Origin of the sequence: Mesorhizobium sp. M0862, assembly GCF_040319795.1 — a bacterium.
Taxonomy (GTDB): Bacteria; Pseudomonadota; Alphaproteobacteria; order Rhizobiales; family Rhizobiaceae; genus Mesorhizobium.
The window spans coordinates 80,920-106,164 of sequence record NZ_JAMYOJ010000005.1 but is presented as its reverse complement, the minus strand read 5'-3'; the positions used below and the strand labels follow the sequence as shown (position 1 = coordinate 106,164).

The window sequence follows — 25,245 nt, the reverse complement described above, 5'->3', positions numbered from 1 at the left end:
AGAAGACTCCGCTCCTGTCCCATTTCGAGAAGAAACCTCTGGCATCCATCTTGCAACACTGCGTTTGCCGGCTGACCCCGGTCCTGATCGCGTTCCTGATCGGGTTGTAGGCTCGCCGGGAGTGATGATTGGGGTTCTCGCCCGGCGAGCTTACCTTCAGATAGAATCGCCGCAAGGCCTACGATTGCGCGCCAGCTGTCATTCAGACTTCACCAAGCCGCAAGATCTCATCGTCCTGCATTGAAATGGACCATTAGATGGTCTACTTTTTGAATATGGACCAGAGCATGGTCCATAAAGGAGTGGTCAATGCAGGTATCCGTTACAGACGCCAAGGGGCAGCTCACCGAACTGGTGCGTCGTGCCGAGGCTGGGGATGAAATTATCCTGACCCGCCATGGTCATGCAGCCGTGCGCCTTGTTCCCGTGAAGGCTGCCCCTGACAGGAAAGGCCGCCGGGCATTGCTGGAGGCAATGCGAGCATCCGGCGCTGCCAAGGCGAAGGCCGGGCCGGATGCAGCGCGCAGTCAGGATTTCCTCTATGGCGCTGATGGCCTGCCCGAATGATCGTGGTCGATACCTCGGCCCTGATGGCGATCGTTCTTGCCGAACCTCAATCCAGTGCCTGCATTGCGGCGCTGGAAGCCGAAGACGATATTCTGATCTCGGCTGGCACAGTGGCCGAGGCGCTGATCGTGGCGGATAGGCGCAATGTCGGTGAGGAAATGGCCGGCCTGATCGACGGGCTCGGCTTCGAGGTCCCGGCGGTGACACCAGCCTCTGGCCGGCGCATAGCCGAGGCGTATGGGCGATGGGGCAAGGGTATTCATCCGGCCGGGCTCAATTTCGGCGATTGCTTTGCCTATGAAGTGGCAAAGGATCGAGCCTGCCGCTTGCTCTATGTTGGCGACGATTTTTCGAAGACCGATATCGAGAGCGCTCTATAGAGCTACGTTTATGCCCACAACGCCGCAAAATACCGGACCAGCAGATAGACCACCGTATGCGCTGCCACGTAGCACGCGGCGACGACGAGAAAGAACAGCACGCTGGCGGGCCACGAGCGGGGAGGGCCTTGCCTCTTGCTCGGCCGGTTGTTCCAGATCCACAGGGCTGCACAGATAATGGCCCAGACGACGACGAACGGAACCGTGATGCCGATGTAAGCGAAGTAGGCAGGGCCAATCAGCGAAAGCCATGCCTCGAGACCAAGCATCCAGAATCTCCCCTTTGCCCGGAGTTTAATGCATGTCGCTCAAAAGTGGTCCCGGTTTGAGAGAACGACATGCATCAAAACAAAAATCAAAGCGCGTCGCCTGAATCCGTTTCAGCGCGACGCGCTTTTAGACCGGCGATAGAGGTGGAAGCGGGAGGATTATCCCTGCGTCGGATTTTCAGCCAAACCCGCAGAAGGGATGCTGTCGATGATACCGGCGCCTAATGCATGTCGCAAAAAAAGTGGCCCCGGTTTTGAGAGAACGAAATGCATCAAACAAGCACCTTAAGCGCGTCGCGTGAGTCCGTTCAAAGCGACGCGCTTTAGGTCAGATTGGTGCTCCGGCCGCCAACCCGGCCGGAGCAGGTCCAAAGCGATCGGATCAGCCGCAGACCCTGACCTCTTCGACGACCCTGTGGTGATGGCGCCAGTGCCTGACCAGTTCGATATGGCAGCGGTGATGGCGATGGTGGCGCCGCCATTGGCCATCCTGGTTGTCGCTGTAGTCGTCGCCATAGTCGTCGCTATAGTCTTTGTGGCGCTGGTGATGGCGAAGAATCTGTATATCGCCACCGTCGGACGAATATTGATCGTCGTCATCGGACTGGATAGTCAGACTGGCGGCTTGCGCCGGTGCGATCAAAGCCGCCGTTCCGGCGAACGCGATCATCGAGGCGATGAGAAGGGTTTTCATTGTTGGCTCCTTGGTTGAACATACACAACTCTCGGAGCGAACCGGTGTTCCAATGTAGGGTCCGATCGGCGAGCGGCTGCTGCTTGGGCAATGCGTGCCGCCATGCGCTACCGGCGAGGCAGCCATTGGCGATCTTGGGGGGTGACCTTGGGCAAGGACGGGCTTTGTGGGAAAAAATGGTCGGAGTGGAGAGATTCGAACTCCCGACCCTCTGGTCCCAAACCAGATGCGCTACCAGGCTGCGCTACACTCCGAGGCCCTGCGGCGTATAAGGTTCCGAACCCTGTCGCGCAACCCCTAAAACATCAAACGGGGCTTGGCGGTCTGCGCTCCCGCGCAATCCTGGCTGCGATCGCCTTGGCCTGGATGCGGGCATTGGCGAAGCAGCCACGGACGCTTGGCCGCATGCCGGTGAACCACAGGCCCGGCAGTTTCGGGTCGCTGTCGGCGCCGTTGAACAGCGGCACGCCCTTTTCGTCGAGCACGCCGAGCTTGCCCAGCATGGCCTCGAGCCCGGTGCGGTAGCCGGTCGCGGCGATGACGATATCGGGCTGGATCGTCGCACCATCCTCGAAAACGACCGTGTCGCCGGTAAATTCCCGCACGGTTGGCAGCACGATGATCCTGCCGTCCTTGATGGCATCGACGGCGCCGTCATCGGTGGCGATGGCGGTATAATCCGACGCCAGCCGGCTTGCGCCGCCCGAAGGCGTCGGCGGCAGGCCGTAGGCCGTGAGGTCGCCGAAGGCCCATCGCTGCGTCGCCGCCATCACCGCATCGGCGAGCTTGAACGGCAGCCGCGCCAGGATCGGCGAAAACCGGTGGACGGCGATCTGGCCGAGGCGCTTGGGCAGCAGTGCCGGACCGTTGCGCGCCGACAGCCAGATCTGTCCCGTGCCGGCTGCCGCCAGGTGATTGAGCACGTCGAAGCCGGAATTGCCGGCGCCGACGACCAGCACTTTCTTGCCCGCATAGGCCTTGGCGTCGCCGAATGCGGCCGAATGGATGATGCGTCCGGCAAAGGCCTTCATGCCTTTCCAGGCCGGAATGAAGGACTGCCGGTCGCGCCCGGTGGCGATGACGACATGGCGCGCCTGCCGCGGCCCGGCACTGGTCCGCACAAGCCAGTGGTCGCCCTCGAAGCCAATCTCCTCGACCGCGATGCCGAACTCGACCGGCAGCCGGTGCATGGCGTGGAATTCGTTCAAATGGCCGATGATGGTGTTTCGGTGCGGAAAGGCAGGGGTGCCGGCAGGAAAGGAAACGCCCGGCAGCGCCGAAAGGTCGCGATGCGTGTTGAGATGCAGTCGCTCGTGCCGCCCGTGCCATGGCTCGGCCAGCCGGGCTTCCTTTTCCAACACCATCACAGGCACGCCGGTCTTGAGCAGCGCATGGGCTGCGGTCAAGCCGGCTGCCCCGGCGCCGATCACGATCGCGCCGTCGAAAATCGCTTGGCTGTCGGCCTCGGCGTGCAAAATCCCTGCGTCCATGCCTCTTTGTGTCGCCATCATGACCATGACTTTTGATGCTACGCCAGTGTATCCAGTCGATGCCGCTGCCGAAGCGGCCTGGTTGCAGGCCGCTTCGGCCTTGCCGTCGGCAGTGTTGCACAGTATTGACTGAAATAAGGCGGCGCTACCGCCAACGCAGCTACGAGGTGCCCATGTCCGCGCGTATTTTCAGCCCAGCCAAAACCGCGATGCAGTCCGGCAAGGCCAAAACCGGCCATTGGGTGCTGGAATTCGATCCCGCCCAGCGCAAGAAGATCGACCCGCTGATGGGCTACACCACATCGGGCGACATGCTGAGCCAGATCAGGCTGACCTTCGACACCAGGGAAGAAGCGGTGGCCTATGCCGAAAAGCAGGGGCTGGCCTTCCGTGTCGAGGAGCCGAAAGAGACCAAGCGCCGGCAGATTTCCTATGCGGAAAATTTCCGCTATGACCGCAGGATACCCTGGACGCATTGACCGGCGGTCAGCGCCTGGCACATAGACATCAGCCGGCCAAGATATCAAATGCCGGCCAGCGGTCCCGTAGCTCAGCTGGATAGAGCACCGGCCTTCTAAGCCGATGGTCACAGGTTCGAATCCTGTCGGGATCGCCAACAACTTCAAAGAGATAGTGTGGAGGCCTGAGTGGGAATTGAACCCACTACGTCGGTTTTGCAGACCGATGCGTCACCGTCCCGCCCTCAGACCATGGCTCCTTGTGCATTGACCGCGACAGCTAGTCAACTTGGCCGGCCTCTGCTAGCAGGTTCGGACCGCGATCCGGCTGCCACCAGTCGAGATGTTCGGAACGCGGCTCGCGTTCAGGCGTTTGTCGCAGATGGCACCGAAAACCCCGACCATTGCGCGCATCTGGCGCGGCAGGACCTCGCCCGACAGGGCCGACGCCTATGAGCGCTACAATTACGAGGCTGGTATCAAGCCGCTGATCGAGAAAGCGCTTGGCGTGCAGACTTTTCGCGAGGACACGCCGACGCATTCGGAATTCATCACCATCTCCTATTGGGAGAGCGTCGAAGCAATGGCCGCCTTTACCGGCGGCGATCCGCAAAGCATCCACCATCTCGACCGCGACAAGGAGTTCCTGATCGAATTGCCGAAGGGTGTCCAGGTGTTGCGCATCCTTTCCAGCCACGGAATGGTAGGCGGCAGCTGATGTTTGCGGGCTTTGACGCCAGGACCGTTCAAATGAAGAAGACATCGATCTTCGTCAGGGCCGGTGGCTCAGGGCCGCCGCTGCTGCTCCTGCATGGCTTTCCCGAAACGCATGTTATGTGGCGGGACATCGCCGTGGCATTGGCGCCGCACTTCAGCGTGGTTGCCGCCGATCTGAGAGGCTACGGACAAAGCGGCTGTCCGGCTTCCGGAGCCAATCATGCCGCCTATTCCAAACGAGCGATGGCGCGCGACATGGTGCAGGTTATGGACGTTCTCGGTTTCGACCGTTTCATGGTTGCCGGCCACGACCGTGGCGGCCGCGTCGCCTACCGCATGGCGCTCGACCACCGTGAAATCGTATCGAAGGTCGCCGTTCTCGACATCGTCCCCACGGCCTCCGCCTGGGATCGGGTCGATGCCAGGTTGGCGCTGGCCTTCTGGCCGTGGAGCCTGCTCGCCCAGCCGGAACCGCTGCCTGAGCGCCTGTTGTCCGCAGCACCCGACGCAGTTGTCGACAATGCGATCGCCGGCTGGGGCTCGGCTCCAGATGCTTTTCCCGCTGAGGTCAGGGCCGCCTATATCGAGGCGCTGCGTGATCCCGCCCATGCCCACGCCATCTGCGAGGAATATCGCGCCGCCGCAGGCATCGACCGCGAGCACGACGCGCAGGACCAGGCTGACGGCCGTCGCATCAGATGCCCGCTGCTTGCGCTCTGGAGCGGCGAGGGCGGGTTGGAAAACTGGTATGCGGAGGAAGGTGGCCCGTTGGCGATCTGGCGGCAATGGGCTGATAACGTCGGAGGCGGCTCGGTCAAGGGTGGGCATTTCTTCCCGGAAGAGCACCCCGAAGACACGGCTGCAAGGCTGTCGAGATTCTTCGCAAGCTGACTACGGGCCGATTGCTAAATCCGGCCCTGTGTAGTCCTGTGTCGACTATCTCAGATGCCCGAGGGATTGCAGGATCAAAGTGCTCGAAAGACCAAGCAGGGCGATACCGTACAACCGGTCGATCCACACGGCGTTTGGCCCAGCCAGAAGCCTTGCAGCCCGCGCGCCAAGGGCTGCGTAAAACGTCAGCACAAACACATCGGCAAGCGCGGCGATAATGGCCAGGATGCCATACTGGATCGCGATCGGCTCATCCACGCGGACAAAATGCGGCAGGATCGCGGGGAAAAGCAGCCAGGCCGCCGGATTTGTGACCGCCACCAGGAAGCAGCGCCCAATGAGTGCCTTGGCTGAATGGCGTGTTTCGGGAAGGTTAGGGTTGAACGAAGGTCGGGACGCGGTGCGCAGGGTACCGATGGCGACGAAAAGCAGATAGCCCGCGCCGAACATCCTGAGAGCCGAGAGATAGAATTCCGAAGCCAGCAGAAGAGCGCCGAAGCCCAGCGCGACGATGCTGATAAGAACGAAATCAGACAGTACGACGCCGGCCATGCCGAGAAACGCGCGTCGAAAACCGTAGCGGGAGCCGTTGGTGATGGCGAGCACGACGTCCGGTCCCGGAACCGCCATTCCGAGCACCGACACGAAGGCAAATGTCACCAGCGGCAGGTTTCCCATGACGCCGCGTAATGTACCCGGCGCTCACCGTCCGTAACGCCCTTCACACAGCGGCTTGGCTATCGCCGATTGTTGTTGGCCACCTTGGCTCAGTGCCCGCCGCGCATCTTCACCACCACAGTCCGCACCGCCAGCACCAGCACGGTGATGATGATCAGGATCACCGAGAGCGCGGCGATCGCCGGGTCGATGTTGTCGCGCAGGCCCATCCACATCAGCCGCGGCAGCGTGATGGCGTTGACCGAGGTGATGAACAGGGTGACGCCTATCTCTTCCCAGGACAGCACGAAGGACAGCAGCGCGGCGGTGACGATGCCGAACTTGATGTTGGGCATGATGATGCGCGTGGCGCGTTCCCACACGCCGGCGCCAAGGCCGCGCGCGGCAAGGTCGATGCGGCGGTCGAGCTGGCTGAGCGAGACCAGGATCAGCACCGTGGCGAAAGGCACCGTCATCACCGAATGCGCCATGGCGACGCCGAGCCAGGTGTCGTAGCCGAAGAACGAACTCATGCCCGAGATCGACGTCAGCAGGAAGTAGAGCGTGATCGCCGAGACCACCGGCGGCACCACCATCGGCAACAGCACGAAGCCGACAAGGGCGGCGGTAAATCGCGGCTGGAACATCCAGGCGCCAAGGCTGAAGCACAGCGCCAGCACGGTGGAGATGACGCTGCTGACGATGCCGATGCGGATCGACAGCAGGACGGCGTCGAGCCAGCGCGGATCCTCGATCAGTGCGCGGTAGTGGCGCAGCGACAGTTCGCCCGTCGGCATAGCCAGCATGCGGCTTGGCGTCAGCGACACCGGGATGACCGCCAACAGCGGCAGCAGCAGGAACAGCGCCACTAGCACGGCGAGGATCAGGGAGACGGGACCGGGGCGATAGGTCGGCATCAGATCAGTTGCTTCGGTCTGACATAGCGGAACAGCAGCGCCATGAGCGCGCCGACGAACAGCACCAGCACGACGCTGATCGCCGCACCCAGTCCCCAGTCGGGGCTTTGGAATATCCTGAGGTAGATCAGCTCGGCGATCATCACGCTGCGGCCGCCGCCGAGGATCGCCGGCGTGACGAAGAAGCCGAGCGAGAAGACGAACACGATCATCGCCGAACCGATGATGCCGGAGCGCGTCATCGGCACGAACACGGTCCAGAAGGTGCGCATACGGCTGGAGCCGAGCCCGCGCGCCGCGAGCAGCACGCGCTCGTCGAGGCTGCGCATGGCGGAGGCCAGCGGGAACACCGCGAAGGGAATGAGGAAATGCGTCATGCCGACGATGACGCCGAACTCGTTGCGCACCAGCGCCAGCGGCTCGGAGATGAAGCCGATCGATTGCAGCCAGGTGTTGATCAGGCCGCGGTTGGAGAAAAGCGCCACCCAGCCGAAGGCGCGGGTAAGCACCGAGATCCAGAAGGGGACGAGAATGCAGAATTCAGCGATTATGCGCTGTGCCGGGCTGCCGCGCACCCACACCATGGTGATGGCGTATGCCGCCGCCACGGAAACCACGGTGACGATCAGCGCGATGCGCAGCGTGCGGATGAACACAGACTGCACCAGAGCATCGGTGGCGAGCGCGCCATACTGGCCGAGCCCCGGTGTCGGCAAGGTGACGCTCCACTTGACGACGCCGAGGAACGGCCAGGCGTAGGCCAGCACAAGGAACAGGAGCAGCGGCGCCATCAGCACCGCCGCGCCCATCCTGTCGGAGAGGGTGCCTCTCATCGAAGCTCGTGCCCGGCCTGGTCAGGCCGAGATGATCTTGGTGTATTCGTCGAGTGCTGCCCCGTAATTCTTGGCGTACCAGTCCATGTCGAGCGCGATCTGCTTCTTCATGTTTTCGGGATCGACCGGGTTGATGCGCTTCTTGTCGGCGGGGATCAGCGCATCGGCGGCCGGATTGGCCGGACCCTGTCCGAGCTTGTCGAACATCACCAGTTGCTTTTGCGGATCCTGGGCGCTGGCGATGAACTTCATCGCTGCGTCCTTGCCGCCGGGGTTGCCCTTGAGCACGGCCAGCGCGCCGGGCGAAATCAGGCCCTGATCCCAGATGAACTTGATCTTGCCGCCCGAGTCCTGCTCGACCAGCGAGGCGCGGGTCGACCACACGATCGCCATCGAGGCTTCGCCGTTGAGCAGCACGCTCTGGCTCTCGGCGCCGCCGCCCCAGTAAGCCACGACGTTTTCCTTGAAAGCGGCGATCTTGTCATGCGCTCGCTTCAGGTCGAGCGGGTAGAGCGAGGCCGGCGCGATGCCGTCTGCAAGCAGCGCTGCTTCCCAGCTCGACACGCCCCATTTGTAGAGCGAGCGCTTGCCCGGAAACTTCTTCACGTCGAAGAAGTCGGCCATGCCGGTCGGCGCGTCCTTGCCGTATTTCTCCGAGTCATAGGCGATGACGTAGGAGAAGAAATAGGTCGAGGCCGCGTATTCCCAGCCGAAGCCTTCTCGCATCTTCTTCTTGTCGACGACGGCGTAGTCGATCGGCTCGAGCGCACCCTGGGCGCCGAGCGTGATGGCCGAGAACGGGTCGACATCGACGAGATCCCAGGTCGGCGCGCCGCTCTTGAACTGTGCGGCAATCGCGCCTTCGGTCGGGCCCGAACCGTCCATCTTGACGGCGATGCCGGTCTCCTTGGTGAAGGCCTGGCCATAGGCGGCGTCATAAGCGGTGAGGGCATCGCCACCCCAGTTGACCAGCACCAGTTCCTTGGCCTGCGCAAACGCGCCGGTCGAGCGCAGCAGCATCGGCGTGCCGGCCAGCACGAAGGCTGCAAGCTGGGTGAATTGCCGGCGCGAAATCTCGCCGCGCACAGCCCGGGCGGATAGCGCGTCCATGGCTTGTTTTTTGCTTTGGTCTGTCATTTTAGTTCCCCTTTTTCGTTATTGGTTCCGGTGGTTATGGCGCGCTCCAGATTCTTTGCTGGAAGACTTCGCCGTTCTCGTCGTCATCCTCGTCCGGAAGGAGGAAACCCTTTTCCGCCGGCCAGGTCAGCCAGACGGAATTGCCTTTGCTCAGCGCCGCCGCCGCGACCTCGTTCGGCACCGAGACGGTCACCTTGGCGCCCTGGCGCGTCGTCAGATCGAGTTTGGTCGCCGCACCCAGATAGGTCGAGCCGATGGCGGTGGCGGCGATGCCATTCTCGCCGGCGGCGGCTTCGCGCGCGATCGACATATGCTCGGGCCGGATCGCCAGGATCGCATCGCCACGGACTTTCTCGGCCTTGCAGAGCATGTTGACCGCGCGCTCCTCGCAGAGGCCCGTCGAGCCATTGTCGGCGGGCTTGACCCCCTTCAACGGCAGCATGTTGATCTCGCCCAGGAACTCGGCGACGAAGCGGTTGGCCGGCCGGTCATACACCTCGTCCGGTGCACCGACCTGCAGCAATTTGCCATGGTTGAAGATGGCGACGCGCGACGACAGCGCCAGCGCCTCGCTCTGGTCGTGGGTGACGAAGACGAAGGTGGTGCCGGTCTCCTGATGCAGCCGCTTCATCTCGGCCTGCATCTGGCCGCGCAGGCTCTTGTCGAGCGCCGAGAACGGCTCGTCGAGGAGCAGCACGCCGGGTTCGAACACCAAAGCGCGGGCCAACGCCACGCGCTGCTGCTGGCCGCCGGAAAGCTGCGCCGGCAGTTTCGTCTCATGGCCCTTGAGGCCGACGCGCTCGATCATCTCGGCAACGCGGCGCTTGATCTCGGAAGCCGATTTCTTGCGCACCTTGAGCGGGAAGGCGATGTTGGCCTCGACCGACATATGCGGAAACAGCGCATAGCCTTGGAACACCATGCCGGCGGCGCGCTGCTCTGCCGGCCGATCGGTGATGTCGAAACCGTCGCTGAAAAGCTTGCCGGCGGTCGGTTGCACGAAGCCTGCCAGGATCATCAGGAAGGTGGTCTTGCCCGAGCCGGAGGGGCCGAGCAGCGTCAAAAACTCGCCACGGCCGATATTGAGCGTCAGGTCGTCCAGCGCCCGGAACGAGCCGAAGCTCTTGCCGATCCCGATTGCCTTGATCTCTGCGGCCCGGCCGGGTTGCTGCATCCTGCCTCTTCCTTGGTCGTGGCTTGAGCGTAGGGCAGGGCCCCGGCTCACCGCAACCGAATAGTTTTCGCCTGATCGGCAAATTTGATTCACGGATGGGAGGCTAGTACGGGCTGATCCGGTTCTCCGACAGCTTCGACCTCAACCACCCATTGAACGCTTCCAGCACCGGGTGGCTGGCCTTGGCATGTTCCGACACCAGGAAATACGAGCGCGGCGAGGGGATCGCGATATCGAAGGGGCGCACCAGACGGCCTTCGCTGAGCGCGCGGCGGCTGGTCAGTTCGTCGCCCATTGCGATGCCTTGTCCGGCGATCGCCGCGGAGAAGACGAGGTTCATGTCCGAGAAGAAGATACCGCTTTCGGTGTCGGGGTTTTCCACCTTGGACAGCGCCAGCCAGCGCGCCCAGTCCTCGGTGTCGCCGAGATGCAGGAGATTGGCGCGCAGCACGTCGGCCGGTTTTGAAAAGCCGCCGACCTTGTTGAGCAGTGTCGGGCTGCAAAGTGGCGTGAACGAGATTTCGCACAGCAACTCCACCGAGCGGTTCGGCCAGTTGCCGACGCCAAAGGCAATGAAGGCATCGGCGTCTGGATTGCTGACATCGTCCAGCCGCCGCGGCGTCAGGATCGACAGCGCCACGTCCGGATACATCTGCCGGAACTCGCCGATGTGCGTGCATAAAAACAGAGAGGCGAAGCCCGGCGTGCAGGAAACGGCGAACGAACCGCCGACGCCCGTGCCGGCCTGGCGCGTCACCGCATCGCCGAGCACCGTCAGCGCCTTTCTCACATCGGCGGCATAGCGCTGGCCGCGCGGTGTCAGCGCCACGCCCTTGCCGATGCGCTCCAGCAGGTCGAAGCCGAGGTCGCGTTCGAGCAGCCGCAACTGATGGCTGACGGCGCTGCGGGTCAAATGCAGTTCATCGGCTGCGCGCCAGACACTGCCGTGACGGGCAAAACTGTCGAGGGCGCGCAGCGCCTGTGTGGAAGGTATTCGCAAGAGGCCTCAGGTGAACCGAATTTGCATGAACCGGAAAAACATATCACTTTTTGCAATGCCGCTTCACTGCTTTCTTGGGCCGCATGGAGAAACCGGTGACGACCTCGGCGCAAGCCACCGCGCTTGCCTGTCTCGATAGCATCCAGCCGTCGCTGTCGGCGTGGACGCGCACCATTTTCGATTTCGGCGAAACAGCCTGGCGCGAATACCAGTCGGCGGCCTGGTATGTCGCGCGGCTGAAGCATGAGGGCTTTTCGGTCGAGGAAGGGTCGGCCGGCATGCCGACCGCCTTTTGCGCCCACTGGACGAATGGCCCGGGGCCGACCATCGGCATGTACGGCGAATACGACGCCGTGCCTGGCAACTGCCAGGACGCGGCAACGGTGAAGCGATCGCGGCCGGGCCTCGGCAGCGAGGCCGGCGGCCACACCGATCCGCATTCCGGGCTTGGCATTGCCGGCCTCGGCGGACTTCTCGCCACCAAGGCGGCAATGCAACGCCACGGCATCAAGGGGACGCTGCGCTTCACCGGCGAGCCGGCCGAGAAGGTCAGGGGCTCGAAGCCGATCCATGCGGCCAAGGGCTACTATGACGGCCTTGCCGGCATGATCTCCTTCCACCCCTTCTATATGCTGCCGCTCTGCAACACGGCGCGCTGGGACACGCATTGCGGCGCCGCCTATGCGATGATCTACCGTTTTGTCTGCGACGAACCCGAAAACTGGGTTCGCGCAAGCGATGGCGCGCCGATCCCGCAGGCGCATTCGGCGGTGCGGGCGCCCGGCGCCAATGACGCGCTGATGACGATGTACATGACCTCCAAGGCGCTGCGCGATTCCATGCTGCCTCACCAGGGCGGCTGGTCGATCAGCGAGGCGATCCTCACCGCCGGGCAGGCGACCGCCGACAATCTGCCGGCGGGGCTGGCCGAGATCCAGTACATGATCCGCGTGCCGACCATTGCCATGGCAGAGCAGGTCACCGCGGTGCTCGACCGTAATGCGGCCGCGGCCGCGGCGATCAGCGGTTGTCGCTATGAGCGCCATTGGGTGTCGAAGTCGAGGCCGGGCCTCGCCAATCACGCCATGGCGGGGATTGCCTATGAGGCGCTGTCCACCGTTGGCGCTCCGAGCTGGGACGAGGCGGCGAAAGCGATCGGTCGCGAGGTCCAGGTCAATGCCGGCGGCACCGCGACCGACAACCCTTTCATCGACGAGATGGAGCGGCTGGTTGCGCCGCAAGAGGCCGAGGCAATCCTGCGCCGCGATTTGCCTCCGTCGCAGATCAACTCGACCTCCGACGACTACACCGACATGTCGTGGCACACGCCGACCGCACGCTTCTATGTCGCTCGCCCGGCGCTGCGCTCGGCGAATGGCCATGCCTATCCATCCTGGGCGATGAACGCGCTGGGCGGTATCTCGGCCACCATTGACCCGATGGTCATTTGCGCCGCCAAGACGGTTGCGCTTGCAGCCCTCCGCCTGCTCGAGGACAAGTCCGCGCGTGATGCAGCCATGGACGAATTCGTCACCCGCACCGGCGGCGGCATTGGTGGCTCCAACTGGATCGCGCCGCTTTGCGACTATGACCCGCCGATCAATTTCCGCTGGCCGGAATATGTCACCACCGCGCGGGGGCGCGATTGGTGGATTCCGAGCAGCCAACCCAATCAAGCTGCATAATCGAGGAGAACCTTATGACCGTCCATGACCGCATCGTCGCCGAGCCGTTCTCGCTGCAACGCCGCAACCCCGCCGGCGGCACCAAGCCGCTGACATCATGGGGTTTCGCCAACGAGACCGACGTCTTGACCGACGTTCTGGTCGGCTCGCCGAATTTCCTGCGCCACCTCTCGACCAGTTCGCTGTCGCGCAAGCATCTGCGCGAGGCGCCCTGCAACGTCCAGATCGCGCAGGCGCAGCACAAGGACCTCGTCGCCGCCTATGAACATTTCGGCGTCAACATCCACTGGCACGAGCCGACGCCGGAGCTGCCGATGCAGGTTTATTCCAGAGACTCCAGCGTCATGACGCCCTACGGCGCCTTCATCACCGCCATGGCCAATTGGTGGCGGCGCGGCGAGAACTATGCCGCCATCCGCACCTATGAAAAGCTCGGCATCCCCATCTACGACATGGTCACGGCTGGCACCTTCGAAGGCGGCGACTTCAACGTCATCGAGGAGGGCGTGGTGCTGATCGGCTGCGGCGGCGCCCGCACGCAGGAAGAGGGCGCCCGCCAGGTGCAGGACTGGTTCGAAAAGGAAGGCTGGGAAACGCGCCTCGCCTTCATCGACGAATACTATGTCCATATCGACCTGATGGTGGTGCCGATCGCTGAAAAGCTCACCGCGGTGTGCCTCGCCTGCACCGAGCCCGGCATTGTCGACTGGCTGAAGGGCAAGGGCCACGAGATCATCGACGTGCCCTTCCAGGACACGATGGCGCTCGGCTGCAACTTCATGTCGCTCGGCAAGGACAGGGTGATCGCGCCGACGTCGAGCCAGTCGCTGATCGGCCAACTCAAAGCGCGCGGCTTCGAGGTTGCTGCCGTCGACATGAGCGAGATTTCCAAGACCGGCGGCGGCATTCACTGCATGGCGCAGGCGCTGAAGCGCGAGCCGGCGTAACGGCACGAATTGCCGCCGGGACCTGTGACGGACTGCTGCCAGATTTGACAAAACAGGCCTGGCAGAGGAAATTGATGCCATTAGAGGAGGGATTCTGTGAAGAAAACTTACGAAAAGCCGAGTCTGGCCAAAGCCGGCAAACTCGGATCGCTGGTCGCTTCAAACCCGTCGAAGCCCGCCCCCTGAGCGCAACCAGCCGCTGAAGGCCGAAATTCGGTCGTCCTGGTTACCGACGACCGGATCGCGCTGTATGATTGAAGGCAGCCCGCCGGCGCGCATCGCCTGGCCGGCTGCTCCGGCTCGTGGCGCTCGATCGCCTCGAACACCGCCTGGTGGCCGGCAAAACTCCTGCGGGTTTCGATCTCCGTATGGCCACGTGGATGCGCTGATTGATCAGCCATTCGACCTAGCCGATGGTTTTAAAACCAAGCCAGCTTCCCCAAAAGATAATGCCCAACAAAGCCATAGCGCCGAAGACCGCATCCGCGCCGTTCCCGCCCGCCCGGCGATCAGGGAGTGTGGCGTGAGATGGCCGCGCTGACGACGGAACGAGATCGCCTCGTCTGGCCGGCCGGACTCGCGACGGCGTGGTCCGGCCGGAATTCCATCTGCTATGCGGGTATCAATATGGCGATGCGATGCACGCCGACCTCCTTGCTTGTATTCGTCGCTTCATCGGTCTTGCCCTTGGAGCAGGTGTACATATCACCCGTCTTGAGCTTGAATTCCTTGTCCGCTTTCTTGATCGTGAATGCACCTGAGGTAATGGTGCACACCATGTCGTTGTCCATCACGGTTTGAGGAGCATGTGCTCCGGGCTGAAACACAACGTCGATGATTGCGATGCTCTTGTAGGCGGGAATGTCTGCATTGCCGGTGCCGACCTCCACCACCCTGACACCGGGCGCAATCTCCTTGCCCTCTTTCGGGCCGTATTTCTTGATTTTTGCCGATGCCGCCAAGGTGAACAAAGGCGCTACCGCGGCGGTCGTCAGACCGAGGGCAATTGCAGACCTGCGATTCATGGTTTTCATTGCATCCTCCCGATGCTCGTCATGCATGGATATGCACGACCGGCGATATATTAGCACAAACGAATTTACTTGTATGCAAAGTGACTGTGGCGCAGGCCAGCAAGAAATGCTCCGCCGGATAATGTCGCTTCACTGTACCTTTTGCCGGAATTTCGAATGACAGGTCGAGCAATCCTGCAGGATGAGATGCAGGATATGCTCCGCCGGCAGTTTGGTAGGATCGACTTCAACGGCGCTCGGCCGCTTGCCGAGCAGGCTGCCGCCGCCCATCGCCAGGCCGGTGCCCATGCGCATGTCATCGGTGATGACGGCCGGCGCGCTTTCGGCCTTGGCGGCCAGAGCGTCGGCCAGCGTTCCGATATGATTTGCCAGGGCCTCGAATTCGGCCCGTGACTGATCGATCTCCAGCCTGGCCTGCGAAGGCGGTCCAAGCGAGCCGCTCGGAAATTCGGCAATCAGGGCAGGGCCGGTGCGCGCGCGCAGCGTGTCCGCTGCCGCCTTGAAGGCTGCCGCGTCATAGGCTTGCCTGCGGTCGAACATGCCGGCAATGGTTTTCGCAGCCGCCGCCATCTCCTTCATCGACGCCTGGCGGGCCGTGACGATCGGTCCGCTGCCGACGGAGGCGCCCATCGTAAGGGCACAGACCAGCCACAGCAGCGCCGCTTTCACAGTCCATCTCACGGCGCGATGTCCTTGCCCCATCCATCCGTGCTCAGCCAGCCGCAGCAGGGGTTCGACCTGCAGTCGGATTCTTCGGTCGTGATGCCGGTTCTCATCGGTAAATTTCCGTCGCCGGAGGTCTCCGTCTCTGAGCAGATAGACCTTCCAGCCACCGGAAGGTCAACTGATTGAGAAGGCCGATCAGCGGGCAATCAGCACAGGCTTGCAGCAAGCTGACGCAGCGTTCCTTGACTTGGATCGCAAAAACGGGCAGCAAGGCGGGGGTGAGGGAGAGCATTCTACCGTGGCGCAGACCATGGAGTGCTCTTTTTTTCGTATCAGGCGCCGCATAATCGGTGGCTGATGGAGGGATTGGTTAACCAACTTTGTCCATCTTTTGATTCAATCGGCAACAGACGCGAAAGGTGCAGGGGGCACCAGCGAACTGTGGATGTCACGGATGCGAGGGTCGCAAGCCTGCATGCCGATTGAGAGTGGTTGTATGGCGTTTTTGCGTTTGAAAGACCGGGGCGATACTCCTGAACGGGGTTTGACTTCGAAGAGATCCGGCCAGCGCTGGGTGGTGGTGCCGGTTGTCGGCGCGGCCTTGGCGCTGTGGTCGGTGGCAACCATGGCCGGCCTCTATTCGCTCGGTACCTCCCTCACCGCAGCCTCCAACAGCCTTCCGCACAGTCTGCTTCTGCCGAACGCAGCACTTGCCGATTCGCGCCGCAGCCTCGCCAATTCGTGGGCGCCGCGGCTTTCGGCGCAAAAATCACAGGCCTCGCTGCTCAGCCAATGCGACGCCGGCTGCGCGCATGCCGCCGCGAACTTCGCGAATGACGGCAAGATGGCGCGGCTGAAGCCGGCCACGCACGCTGTGGCCCCGAGCAGTGTCGCCTCAAACATTGCGCCAAACACCAGCGTCGCTCTCGCCACTTCGCGCGGCATGCGCTTCGACGGCGTGGTGGCCAAGGCAGAGCTGTCGCCGCAAAAGCTGGCTGCCGCCTTCGCCAAGGCCTCGAATGCGCCCTTCATGCTTGCCAGCCTTCCGGTCGCTGCCCGTTTCGCCGAAGTCCGGCTGCCCGATCAGCATGGCCCGGCCTCGGAACGCTTTGGGCCGGAAGTGGCTGAGATCGAACGCTCATCGCGCCTGGCGCTGGCGCTGGCCAACAGCTTGCCGGAAGACGCTGACATGCTGGCCCCGCCGCCGGCCGTTGAATCAATCGCCGGAGGGCAGGATCCTGAGCAGGCCGAGGTTCAGGTCGCTTCGCTGCCGCCGCAGGACGATCTGCCCGACAACATTGCGTTGCCCGGTTGGCGTCCACGCGCCGAAACCGCTCAGCCTGCCGAGGCTCGGCAAGCCAGCAAGCCCAGGGCAGCCAAGCCACAGACCGACAGGACGCCCGAGAGCCCCGCACCCCAGTCGCCGGGCAATTCGTCGCCGCGCTCGCCACGCAGTACTTCGGAGGTCGCCGCACTGCCTGGCGTGCCAGACAGCCAGAGCATCCAATCAAGCCGGATCAAGCCTGGCAAACGGTCGAAGACACAGGCCGGCGAGATGCTGGCCTATGCCAAGCCGGACGTCCCGGCGGGCGGTGTCGGTCGCGCCTTCAAGGATCTGTTCGCCACGCCCGGAATGGGCGGCGGCGTCGCCGTCTACGATATCTCGGCCAAGACCGTCTATATGCCGGACGGCTCGCGGCTGGAGGCCCATTCGGGGCTGGGTTCAATGGTCGACCAGCCGCGCTTCGTGCACAAGAAGAATGTCGGCCCGACGCCGCCCAACACCTATGATCTGCGACTGCGCGAATCCCGCTTCCATGGCGTCGAGGCGCTCCGTCTCACTCCCGTCAGCGGCGGCAATAAATACGGCCGCGACGGCCTGCTCGCCCACACCTACATGCTGCGCGGCGGCCGTGCGGAATCCAATGGCTGCGTCGTCTTCAAGGACTACGCCCGCTTCCTTGCCGCCTACAAGAAGGGCAAGATCAAGCGCCTCGTCGTCGTGCCGCGCCTGACCAAGCCGCTGACGCGGGTCGCTCAGGAAGGCCGGGGAGCGTAAGGCAGTAGGCAGTAGGCATAGGGCCCAGGAGCGTCCATCGCCTGTTCCTTGTTTTTCTGCCCCTATTGCCTATTCCCCACTGCCTATTCCCCTTTGACCCCAAGGCAGACTATGAGTGACCGCTGCGGGTCGGCTTCACCACGAGGACATCATGACAATACGCGCTGTCGTTTGGGGCGAGAACATCCATGAGCGGACCAATGAGGTGGTCGCAGCCCTCTATCCCGAGGGCATGCACACGACCATCGCCAAGGCGCTGAATGCCGACGAGGCGATCTCCGCCTCGACCGCCACGCTCGAACAGCCCGAGCATGGCCTGCCCGAGGCGCGCTTGGCCGAGACCGACGTGCTGGTCTGGTGGGGCCACAAGGACCATGGCGCCGTTGCCGACGAGATCGTCGAGCGCGTCGCCCGCCGGGTCTTTGAAGGCATGGGGCTGATCGTTCTCCATTCCGGCCATTTCTCGAAAATCTTCAAGCGGCTGATGGGCACGCCCTGCACGCTGAAATGGCGCGAGGCGGGTGAGCGCGAGCGGCTCTGGGCGACCAGTCCCAGCCATCCGATCGCCGAAGGCGTCGGCGAATATTTCGAGCTCGAGAATGAAGAAATGTATGGCGAGCAGTTCGCCGTGCCCGAACCGCTGGAGACCGTCTTCATCTCCTGGTTCCAGGGCGGCGAGGTGTTCCGTTCTGGGCTGACCTATCGCCGCGGCGCCGGCAATGTCTTCTACTTCCGCCCGGGCCACGAGACCTATCCGACCTATCACGACGCCAATGTGCACAAGGTGCTGCGCAATGCGGTTAAGTGGGCGCACAATCCGCAGGGCACCAAGTCGGCGATCCTTGAGGCGCCGAACGTGCCGGTCGAAAAGGCGCTGGAGCCGATCGTCGAGCGCGGCGGCAAGCTGCACGCTTCGGGCGAGGCCGGCTTCCGCTAAAGCAAAATCCAGGAAAAAAGGCGTAGCGGCTTTCCGCATGGGTTTCCTAGACCGTATCTGCGCCATATGATTGAATCGAACCAATTCGCTCGGAGTGCAGAGAATGCGGCTTTTGATACTGGGTACCGGCTGGATGGCGCAGGAGCATGCCCGCCGTTTCGGCGGCATCGACGGCGTCGAGATCGTCGGTGCTGTCGACGTCGATGAAAAGCGCGTGGGCGAATTCGCCGACGGGTTCAAGATACCGAAGCGATTCACATCGCTGGAAGACGCGCTGGCGTGGGGCGAGTTCGATGCGGTCGCCAACGTCACGCCCGACCGCATTCACCACCCGACCACCATGGCGCTGATCGCGGCCGGCAAGCCGGTACTGTGCGAAAAGCCGCTGGCCGAAGACTTCGGCAAGGCAAGCGAGATGGCCAAAGCGGCTGAGGCCGCCGGCATCGTCAACATGGTCAACCTCACCTATCGCAATGTCGCTGCCTTGCAGAAGGCGCGACAGATGGTGCTGGCCGGCGAGATCGGCACCGTCCGCCACGTCGAGTCCTCCTATCTGCAGAGCTGGCTGGTGTCGAAATTCTGGGGCGACTGGCGCACCGACCCGAAATGGCTGTGGCGGCTGTCGCGTGACCACGGCTCCAACGGCGTGCTCGGCGATGTCGGCATCCACATCCTCGATTTCGCCAGCTATGGGGCCGCACTCGACATCGACCACGTGTTTTGCCGGCTGCGCACCTTCGACAAGGCGCCAGGCAACCGCATCGGCGAATACGACCTCGACGCCAATGACAGCTTCGCCATGACGCTGGATTTCTCCAACAGCGCCTTTGGCGTCGTTCACGCCAGCCGCTGGGCGACCGGCCACATCAACGAATTGCGCCTGCGCATCTATGGCGACAAGGGCGGCATCGAAGTCGTGCACAATCTCGAGGGTTCGGAACTGAAGGCGTGTGTCGGCGAGGATATCGAGAACGCCAAATGGCAGGTGCTCGACGCCGGCACGGTGCCGACCAATTACCAGCGCTTCGTCGATGCGGTTCGCAGCGGCGTGCAGGCCGAGCCTTCATTCCACCATGCCGCCGAACTGCAGAAGGTGCTGGATCTAGCCATGGTTTCGGAACAGAAGCGGACGGAACTGAGGGCCAGCGCCGATACGCAGTGATGTGAAGGGAGGAAGAAACAATGGTCACGCGCCGCGCGCAATGTCTCTGCGGCCAGCTTTCAGCCGTCTGTTCGGGCGAGCCGGTGCGCATCTCGGTCTGTCATTGCCTCGACTGCAAGCGCCGCACCGGCAGCGCCTTCAGCTACAATGTCCGGTTTGCGCAAGCTGATGTATCGATCGAGGGGCGGGCGAAGCAGTTCACGCGCACCGGCGACGAGGGCGGCCGCGTCATCTACAATTTCTGCCCGGAGTGCGGCGCCGCCGTCCACTATCGCATCGACACGCAGCCCGGTGTGATCGCCATTCCCGTCGGCGCCTTCGCCGACCCGTCGTTCCCGCCGCCCTTCCAGTCTTTTTACCACGAAAGCCGTCGCTGTGAGTGGGTCGAGATCAACGCCGAGCCGCTGGCGACGTTCGACTGAAGGCCGCTTTTTGGATACCCGGAACCGTCCGCACGCTCCGCGCCTTCAAGAGGGCATCGCCCCTGATTGCCATTGCCGGGCCGTTAGCCATCGCGCTCGGCTGCCCCATGAATAGGCATAAGTCAAGACGAATCCGGCTTGCGGCCCGATTGCTGACATGCTTACCTGACGGCATGTGTTCAATGGGGGTATATGGATGGCTAAGGAATCTTCGAATTCCGCTTCTTCAGAAAAGAAGGCGGACGTAAATCTGATAGGTAACACAGAAGGAAACGGGCTGAACTTCATGGGAGTTCAGGCCCGCGAAAACGGAACCGCCGGCGACGCCGTCGGTGTCGACAAGATCCGTGACCTGCTGTTCGGCAACCAGATGCAGGACTATGACCGCCGTTTTTCCAAGCTTGAAGAACGGGTGTTGCAGCGCTTCAAGGATGTCGAGTCCGAGGCCAAGCGCAATCTCGAAATGTACGAGTCGAATGCAAAGAAGCAGATCGATTCGCTTGCAGGGCAATTGCGGAGCGAAAAAGATTCACGAGCCGATGCCGACAAGGAGATCGACCGGAATCTTCGCGAGCAAAACCAGGCTCTTGAAAAGCAGGTGCGCACGTTGTCGGATCAGTTGAGCGCGCTCGAGCGCGACGTTTCGGACCGGATAAATCGAAACGATCATTTGCTGCGTGAGGAAATCAAGCAGAAGAATGAAGGCGTTCAGATGCTGATCGAGAAGATGTTTGCCGACCTCAGCAACGTCAAGACCGACCGAAATCTTTTGGCTGGCCTGTTTGTCGAGGTTGCAAAATGTCTCAATCAGGATCCCGTCGGGAGCAAGAGCAACTCGGACCGCAGCTGGAAAGTGAGTTGATGGGACCTTGACGTCCACCGTCGACCCATTCAACCTTCCGCAAAGAACAGCCTCGAACGATACAGAGATTGATCGCGAGGCTCTGGCTCGTCTTTTGATCGAAATTGCCCGGAACGTTGATCCGGACTACCGTGCGCAGTTCGAGGCGGTTCCCACCGCCGATCCGCGCATGGAAACGCTGCGGCAGTTGCTGGTCAGCCGCGAAATCTCGGAGCTTTCACGCGTTACGCATCTGCTCGACGAACCCGAGCAGCTTGCGGCGGCCGTGGGCGACGTTCTTCCCAGTGCTGCCGGACGAGCGCCTTACGCGCAACTCGGCGAGGCGCTTGCGCCAGCTGTCGAACGGGCTGTGCAACGGTCGATCCAGAAGAGCCCGCGCACGCTGACGGACATATTGTACCCGGTGTTTCTGCCGGCAATTCGCAAGTCGATCGGCGAAAAGATCGACCAGACCTTTCAGTCGCTGAATGAAACTCTAAGGCACATATTCACCTGGCACGGGCTCAAGTGGAGACTTGAAGCCTGGAGAACAGGGGCAAGCTTCTCGGCAGTTGTTCTGAAGCATTCCCTTGTATACCGTGTGGAACATGCGTTTCTCATTCATCGGAATTCCGGCCTTTTGATAGCGCATGTAACGGCCGACAATGCAACGAGCGAAGATCCTCAGCTCATTTCTTCGATGCTCAGTGCGATTCAGGATTTTGTAAAAGACTCATTTAACGAGAAAGAGCAGAGCGGCCTGGACACAATCCGTTTCGGCGAGCTTCGTCTCTGGTCGGAAGTTGGACCGTTTGCGACCCTGGTTTCGGTGATCCGGGGAAATCCGCCGGAGGAATTGCATGAAATCGTTCGCGATGTGTTGCTTCGCATCCATGAGGAAAGCTCCCAGGCCTTAGAGCAGTTTGACGGCGACGGTTCGCAGCTGGCCAGCGTAGAGGCGCAGTTGCAGACCTGCGTCGAGCTGAAGCAGGAGGAATCAAACGACGGATTTCCGTGGCTGGTGGCAGCCGTTGCCCTGTTGCTCTTGAGTCTGGCAGGCGGTTGGTACTTTCTTTCCTGGCAATCAGCGCAGCGCTGGCAGGCTTACGTGTCGCGCTGGCAGGCTTACGTGTCGCGAGTGGAGGCCCAGCCGGGCATCATCGTTGCCGAACAGCAGGTACGCGATGGCCAGTTCTATATTGCCGGCCTGAGGGACCCGCTTGCCGTCGACCCGCAGTCGCTGTTGTCAGGCACGGGAGTCGATCCGGCCGGGGTTCATTCGCAATGGCAATTTTATCAGAGCCTTGAGCCGGAGTTCGTGCTGAAGCGGCTGACGGCGTCGCTGGCTCCGCCGGATTCAGTGCGACTTTCGATTGTCGATGGCCGCATCGTCGCCGAGGGTGAGGCTCCCGACACCTGGATCAGCCGGGCGCGCGCGGCGGCCCAGCAGCTTTCGGCAGGCGGGCCGGTCTTCGATATCTCGGGGGTTCGTGACGTAAGTCCCCAAGTGCGCGAGGCGGAGCGCTGGCACGCCTATGTGTCGCGACTGGAGACCCAGCCGGGCATCATCGTTGCAGACCAAAAGATACGCGACGGCCAATTCTATATCGCCGGCCTGCGAGACCCGCTTGGCGCCGATCCGCAATCGCTGTTGTCGGGAACAGAGGTCGATCCCGCCCGGGTTCATGCGCAGTGGCAATTCTATCAGAGTCTTGAGCCGGAGTTCGTGTTGAAGCGGCTGACGGCGTCGCTGTATCCGCCGGATACAGTACGACTTTCGATTGTCGATGATCGCATCGTTGCCGAGGGCGAGGCTCCCGACACCTGGATCGATCGCGCGCGCGCGGCGGCCCGGCAGCTTTCGGCAGGCGGACCCGAATTCGACATCTCCAAGGTTCGTGACGTGAGCCCCGAAGCGCGCGCGGCGGAGCACTGGCAGTATTATGTGTCGCGACTTGAGGCCCAACCGGGAATCATCGTCGCCCAACAAAGCGCGAGGGGCGGACATTTCTACATTTCCGGCTTGAGAGACCCGCTTGCCGCCGACCCGCAAGCCCTGCTGTCCGGAACGGACGTTGATCCTGCCCGCGTTCATGCACAGTGGCAATTCTATCAGAGCCTTGATCCGAAGTTTGTGGTGAAGCGGCTGACCGCGGCGCTGTCCCCGCCGAAAACCGTTCAGCTCTCGATCATCCAGGGTCGCATCGTGGCCGTGGGTGAGGCTCCTGCCGGCTGGATCAACCGGGCACGGGCCGCCGCTGAACAACTTTCGGCGGACGGCGTGGTTCTGGATGTCTCGCAGCTGCGTGAACTGAACCTTGCAGAACTTAATCATTTGAGGCAGGCCATCCAGACGACCGATATTTTCTTCTCTTCCGGCAAGGTTGTGCCGGGACCGGAGCAGACGCCGGTTCTCGACAGGTTGGCGGATCAAATAAAGGAATTCGCCCAGAGTGCCCGCAATTCCGGCGTAACGGCGCGGTTCATGTTGACCGGGCATTCGGACACCACAGGCCGTGAGACGGCCAACGCGTCGATCAGCGCCGCCCGCGCCGAGACAGTTCGTGCGCTTCTCAACAAGCGGGGCGTCGCTCCCGAATTGCTGCTGGTTCGGGGCGCGGGCACTTTTGAGCCGGCTGTACCTGAAAACAGTCTAACCGGTAGCTCCACCAATCGCCGGGTTTCGATTACCGTAAACCTGGACTAGCGGAGCCCAACATGTTGCAAAAAAAGATCTGCATGCTGGGCGGTTTCGCTGTCGGAAAGACGAGTCTGGTCCGCAGGTTTGTGCAGAGCATCTTCTCAGAAACCTACTTGACCACCGTTGGAGTGAAAATCGACAAGAAGAGCGTCGCGCTCCCGGACAAAACCGTGGATCTGATTTTGTGGGATTTGGCCGGCGAAGACGATATCGGCTCATTCCGCGTCAGCTATGTTCGCGGTGCAACCGGGCTCGTGCTTGTCGTCGATGGAACCCGCGCCGCTACTCTTGCCGTGGCACTCACGCTGCGCGAACGGGTCGAGGCCGAATTCGGCGCCATGCCGTTCGTATTGCTGTTCAACAAGTCCGATCTGGCCGATCGGTGGGCGATATCGGATGGTGAGATCAACGAGTTGAGGCAACGTGGATGGCAAATCTATCTAACAAGTGCGCTTTCGGGCGAGCAGGTAGATGACGCCTTTCGTCAACTTGCCTTGATGGTCACCAAATAGACCATGCATGAATTGCCAAAAGAAGTCAGAAATTGGTTTTTCAATTTCTTCTTCGACGGGCACGCTGTCGCTTATCTGAAAATCGACCCTGAGCTTTGCATAGCTGCCAAGGGCGGTAATGTTGAACATTACGGGCTGTCATCACTTCGCATCGGCAAGCCTGTTGCCGAGCAGCTTGAATTCATGGAGGGTTTGCTGCCTTGCCCGGAGCTTCCGTTTCGCATGGACATGGTTGAACTGCCCGGCGGGCGTGTCGCCGACCTCCATTTTTTTGCTGACAATGCGTTCGTGTGGCTGCTTTTTCTGGACGCCACTGCCGAACGAGACAACAGGCAGCGGCTTCAACAGAAGGCCTATGAAATGACGCTCCTGCAAGAGAGGGAGCGTCAACTCAACGAAAAATTGCAATCGACGAACGAGGCGTTGAGGAAGAGCCAGGAGGGATTGGCGCGTGAATATCAGCGCGCCGAAAACCTGCTCCTCAACATTCTCCCGGCCTCGATCGCGGAGCGATTGAAAGCGCAAAAGAAAATTGCCGACAACCACGCAGAGGTGAGTGTGCTTTTTGCCGACATCGTCGGTTTTACGGAACGAGCGCGCAGCGTCGGAGCGGTGACGACGCTCGCTATATTAAACTACTTCTTCAAGGCGGCGGATCGGCTCTCTGAGCGATACGGCTGCGAAAAGATCAAAACAATTGGCGATTGTGTGATGGTGGTCGCCGGCCTGCCCACGGCGCGATCCGATCATGCAAAGGCCCTCACGCGCTATGCGATTGAGCTGCGCAAGGCGGTCAAGCGGGAACGCTTCGCAGGAGAGCCGATAAGGCTGAGAATTGGAATTCACTCAGGACCGATCGTCGCCGGCGTCATAGGCAAGAGGCGGTTCGCCTATGACCTGTGGGGTGAGACCGTTAATCTCGCCTCACGTATTCAAACGTCCGCGGAGCCCGATGAAATCCGTATTTCCGATGCAACTTGCCAACTGCTTGGACCGAAATTTGCTTGCGACCCACTCGAGGAAACGGAATTGCGCGGTGCGGGTCGCGTGCGAATGTGGCGGCTCCCGAGCTGATCCGTCGCCTGCGGTGCGACC

The 25,245-nt window shown here is 62.0% G+C and carries 26 protein-coding genes and 3 tRNA genes; 16 read left to right on the top strand and 13 right to left on the bottom strand.

Annotated elements, in window-relative coordinates; translation table 11 throughout:
* Positions 1–309 precede the first annotated feature (309 nt).
* Together NKI15_RS09490 and NKI15_RS09485 are read left to right on the top strand one after the other, a co-directional pair.
* On the top strand, positions 310–567 hold the full coding sequence (locus NKI15_RS09490) for a type II toxin-antitoxin system Phd/YefM family antitoxin (RefSeq protein WP_023705316.1): 258 nt from the start codon (positions 310–312) through the stop codon (positions 565–567).
* On the top strand, positions 564–947 hold the full coding sequence (locus NKI15_RS09485; protein ID WP_023705315.1) for a type II toxin-antitoxin system VapC family toxin: 384 nt from the start codon (positions 564–566) through the stop codon (positions 945–947). The genes NKI15_RS09490 and NKI15_RS09485 overlap by 4 nt, the downstream gene beginning before the upstream one ends.
* Before the next feature lie 8 nt (positions 948–955).
* Here NKI15_RS09485 and NKI15_RS09480 read toward each other — a convergent pair whose 3' ends face one another.
* The 4 genes from NKI15_RS09480 to NKI15_RS09465 all read right to left on the bottom strand — a co-directional run bounded on the left by NKI15_RS09480 (position 956) and on the right by NKI15_RS09465 (position 3,400).
* Positions 956–1,216, bottom strand: coding sequence for a hypothetical protein (locus tag NKI15_RS09480; RefSeq protein ID WP_023705314.1), 261 nt, complete (start codon positions 1,214–1,216; stop codon positions 956–958).
* Positions 1,217–1,598: 382 nt separating this feature from the next.
* The gene (locus tag NKI15_RS09475; RefSeq protein ID WP_023705313.1) at positions 1,599–1,910 is read right to left on the bottom strand and encodes a hypothetical protein; all 312 of its coding nucleotides are present in this window, start codon (positions 1,908–1,910) and stop codon (positions 1,599–1,601) included.
* Positions 1,911–2,087: 177 nt separating this feature from the next.
* Positions 2,088–2,164, bottom strand: a tRNA-Pro gene (locus tag NKI15_RS09470).
* 51 nt (positions 2,165–2,215) lie between these two features.
* The gene (locus tag NKI15_RS09465) at positions 2,216–3,400 is read right to left on the bottom strand and encodes a flavin-containing monooxygenase (protein WP_023705312.1); all 1,185 of its coding nucleotides are present in this window, start codon (positions 3,398–3,400) and stop codon (positions 2,216–2,218) included.
* Between the two features lie 173 nt (positions 3,401–3,573).
* On the opposite strand from NKI15_RS09465, the gene NKI15_RS09460 reads away from it, so the two are divergent.
* A complete protein-coding gene (locus NKI15_RS09460; protein WP_023670294.1) occupies positions 3,574–3,879 on the top strand; it encodes an ETC complex I subunit in 306 nt (101 codons plus the stop codon).
* Positions 3,880–3,939: 60 nt separating this feature from the next.
* Positions 3,940–4,016: transfer RNA gene (locus tag NKI15_RS09455), tRNA-Arg, on the top strand.
* Positions 4,017–4,036: 20 nt separating this feature from the next.
* Here the strand turns inward: NKI15_RS09455 and NKI15_RS09450 are convergent.
* Positions 4,037–4,110 (bottom strand) — tRNA-Cys (locus tag NKI15_RS09450).
* A 130-nt stretch (positions 4,111–4,240) separates the two neighbouring features.
* Between NKI15_RS09450 and NKI15_RS09445 the strand changes: the two genes are divergently transcribed.
* Positions 4,241–4,576 (top strand): antibiotic biosynthesis monooxygenase family protein, encoded by a 336-nt coding sequence (locus tag NKI15_RS09445; RefSeq protein WP_023670297.1) that lies wholly within the window; start codon positions 4,241–4,243, stop codon positions 4,574–4,576.
* Positions 4,576–5,466: an alpha/beta fold hydrolase gene (locus NKI15_RS09440; protein WP_023705219.1), complete on the top strand. Its 891-nt coding sequence runs from the start codon at positions 4,576–4,578 to the stop codon at positions 5,464–5,466. Before NKI15_RS09445 ends, NKI15_RS09440 begins: the two co-directional genes overlap by 1 nt.
* Before the next feature lie 45 nt (positions 5,467–5,511).
* On the opposite strand, the gene NKI15_RS09435 is transcribed toward NKI15_RS09440, so the two are convergent.
* The 6 genes from NKI15_RS09435 to NKI15_RS09410 form a co-directional block, all read right to left on the bottom strand.
* The gene (locus tag NKI15_RS09435) at positions 5,512–6,096 is read right to left on the bottom strand and encodes a LysE family translocator (protein ID WP_280790699.1); all 585 of its coding nucleotides are present in this window, start codon (positions 6,094–6,096) and stop codon (positions 5,512–5,514) included.
* 137 nt (positions 6,097–6,233) lie between these two features.
* The gene (locus tag NKI15_RS09430) at positions 6,234–7,040 is read right to left on the bottom strand and encodes an ABC transporter permease (protein ID WP_023705217.1); all 807 of its coding nucleotides are present in this window, start codon (positions 7,038–7,040) and stop codon (positions 6,234–6,236) included.
* Positions 7,040–7,873, bottom strand: a complete 834-nt coding sequence (locus NKI15_RS09425; protein WP_352886047.1) for an ABC transporter permease — start codon at positions 7,871–7,873, stop codon at positions 7,040–7,042. Before NKI15_RS09425 ends, NKI15_RS09430 begins: the two co-directional genes overlap by 1 nt.
* A 21-nt stretch (positions 7,874–7,894) precedes the next feature.
* Positions 7,895–9,010: an ABC transporter substrate-binding protein gene (locus NKI15_RS09420; protein WP_352886045.1), complete on the bottom strand. Its 1,116-nt coding sequence runs from the start codon at positions 9,008–9,010 to the stop codon at positions 7,895–7,897.
* Positions 9,011–9,044: 34 nt separating this feature from the next.
* A complete protein-coding gene (locus NKI15_RS09415; protein ID WP_352886043.1) occupies positions 9,045–10,184 on the bottom strand; it encodes an ABC transporter ATP-binding protein in 1,140 nt (379 codons plus the stop codon).
* A 103-nt stretch (positions 10,185–10,287) separates the two neighbouring features.
* Positions 10,288–11,184, bottom strand: coding sequence for a LysR substrate-binding domain-containing protein (locus NKI15_RS09410; RefSeq protein ID WP_023705214.1), 897 nt, complete (start codon positions 11,182–11,184; stop codon positions 10,288–10,290).
* 83 nt (positions 11,185–11,267) lie between these two features.
* Between NKI15_RS09410 and NKI15_RS09405 the strand changes: the two genes are divergently transcribed.
* Complete coding sequence (locus NKI15_RS09405) at positions 11,268–12,869, top strand: zinc-binding metallopeptidase family protein (RefSeq protein WP_031196557.1); 1,602 nt, start codon at positions 11,268–11,270, stop codon at positions 12,867–12,869.
* Between the two features lie 14 nt (positions 12,870–12,883).
* Positions 12,884–13,816, top strand: coding sequence for a dimethylarginine dimethylaminohydrolase family protein (locus NKI15_RS09400; RefSeq protein WP_352514245.1), 933 nt, complete (start codon positions 12,884–12,886; stop codon positions 13,814–13,816).
* Positions 13,817–14,427: 611 nt separating this feature from the next.
* Here the strand turns inward: NKI15_RS09400 and NKI15_RS09395 are convergent.
* Positions 14,428–14,850 carry a hypothetical protein gene (locus NKI15_RS09395; RefSeq protein ID WP_023705211.1) on the bottom strand — a complete coding sequence of 141 codons (423 nt, stop codon included), beginning with the start codon at positions 14,848–14,850 and terminating at the stop codon, positions 14,428–14,430.
* Positions 14,851–14,979: 129 nt separating this feature from the next.
* A complete protein-coding gene (locus tag NKI15_RS09390) occupies positions 14,980–15,531 on the bottom strand; it encodes a cytochrome c (protein ID WP_031196556.1) in 552 nt (183 codons plus the stop codon).
* A 481-nt stretch (positions 15,532–16,012) separates the two neighbouring features.
* Here NKI15_RS09390 and NKI15_RS09385 point away from each other — a divergent pair, with 481 nt between their 5' ends.
* The 8 genes from NKI15_RS09385 (at position 16,013) to NKI15_RS09350 (ending at position 25,224) form a co-directional block, all read left to right on the top strand.
* Positions 16,013–17,575 carry a DUF2778 domain-containing protein gene (locus tag NKI15_RS09385; RefSeq protein ID WP_502898681.1) on the top strand — a complete coding sequence of 521 codons (1,563 nt, stop codon included), beginning with the start codon at positions 16,013–16,015 and terminating at the stop codon, positions 17,573–17,575.
* Between the two features lie 151 nt (positions 17,576–17,726).
* Complete coding sequence (locus tag NKI15_RS09380; RefSeq protein WP_023689044.1) at positions 17,727–18,512, top strand: ThuA domain-containing protein; 786 nt, start codon at positions 17,727–17,729, stop codon at positions 18,510–18,512.
* Between the two features lie 103 nt (positions 18,513–18,615).
* Positions 18,616–19,674 carry a Gfo/Idh/MocA family protein gene (locus NKI15_RS09375; protein WP_352514247.1) on the top strand — a complete coding sequence of 353 codons (1,059 nt, stop codon included), beginning with the start codon at positions 18,616–18,618 and terminating at the stop codon, positions 19,672–19,674.
* A 20-nt stretch (positions 19,675–19,694) separates the two neighbouring features.
* Positions 19,695–20,096 carry a GFA family protein gene (locus NKI15_RS09370; RefSeq protein ID WP_023670313.1) on the top strand — a complete coding sequence of 134 codons (402 nt, stop codon included), beginning with the start codon at positions 19,695–19,697 and terminating at the stop codon, positions 20,094–20,096.
* A gap of 196 nt (positions 20,097–20,292) precedes the next feature.
* A complete protein-coding gene (locus NKI15_RS09365; RefSeq protein WP_023670314.1) occupies positions 20,293–20,958 on the top strand; it encodes a hypothetical protein in 666 nt (221 codons plus the stop codon).
* Between the two features lie 7 nt (positions 20,959–20,965).
* On the top strand, positions 20,966–23,644 hold the full coding sequence (locus tag NKI15_RS09360) for an OmpA family protein (RefSeq protein ID WP_031196554.1): 2,679 nt from the start codon (positions 20,966–20,968) through the stop codon (positions 23,642–23,644).
* 11 nt (positions 23,645–23,655) lie between these two features.
* Positions 23,656–24,150 (top strand): Rab family GTPase, encoded by a 495-nt coding sequence (locus NKI15_RS09355; protein WP_023670316.1) that lies wholly within the window; start codon positions 23,656–23,658, stop codon positions 24,148–24,150.
* Between the two features lie 3 nt (positions 24,151–24,153).
* On the top strand, positions 24,154–25,224 hold the full coding sequence (locus NKI15_RS09350; protein ID WP_023693905.1) for an adenylate/guanylate cyclase domain-containing protein: 1,071 nt from the start codon (positions 24,154–24,156) through the stop codon (positions 25,222–25,224).
* Positions 25,225–25,245 lie beyond the last annotated feature (21 nt).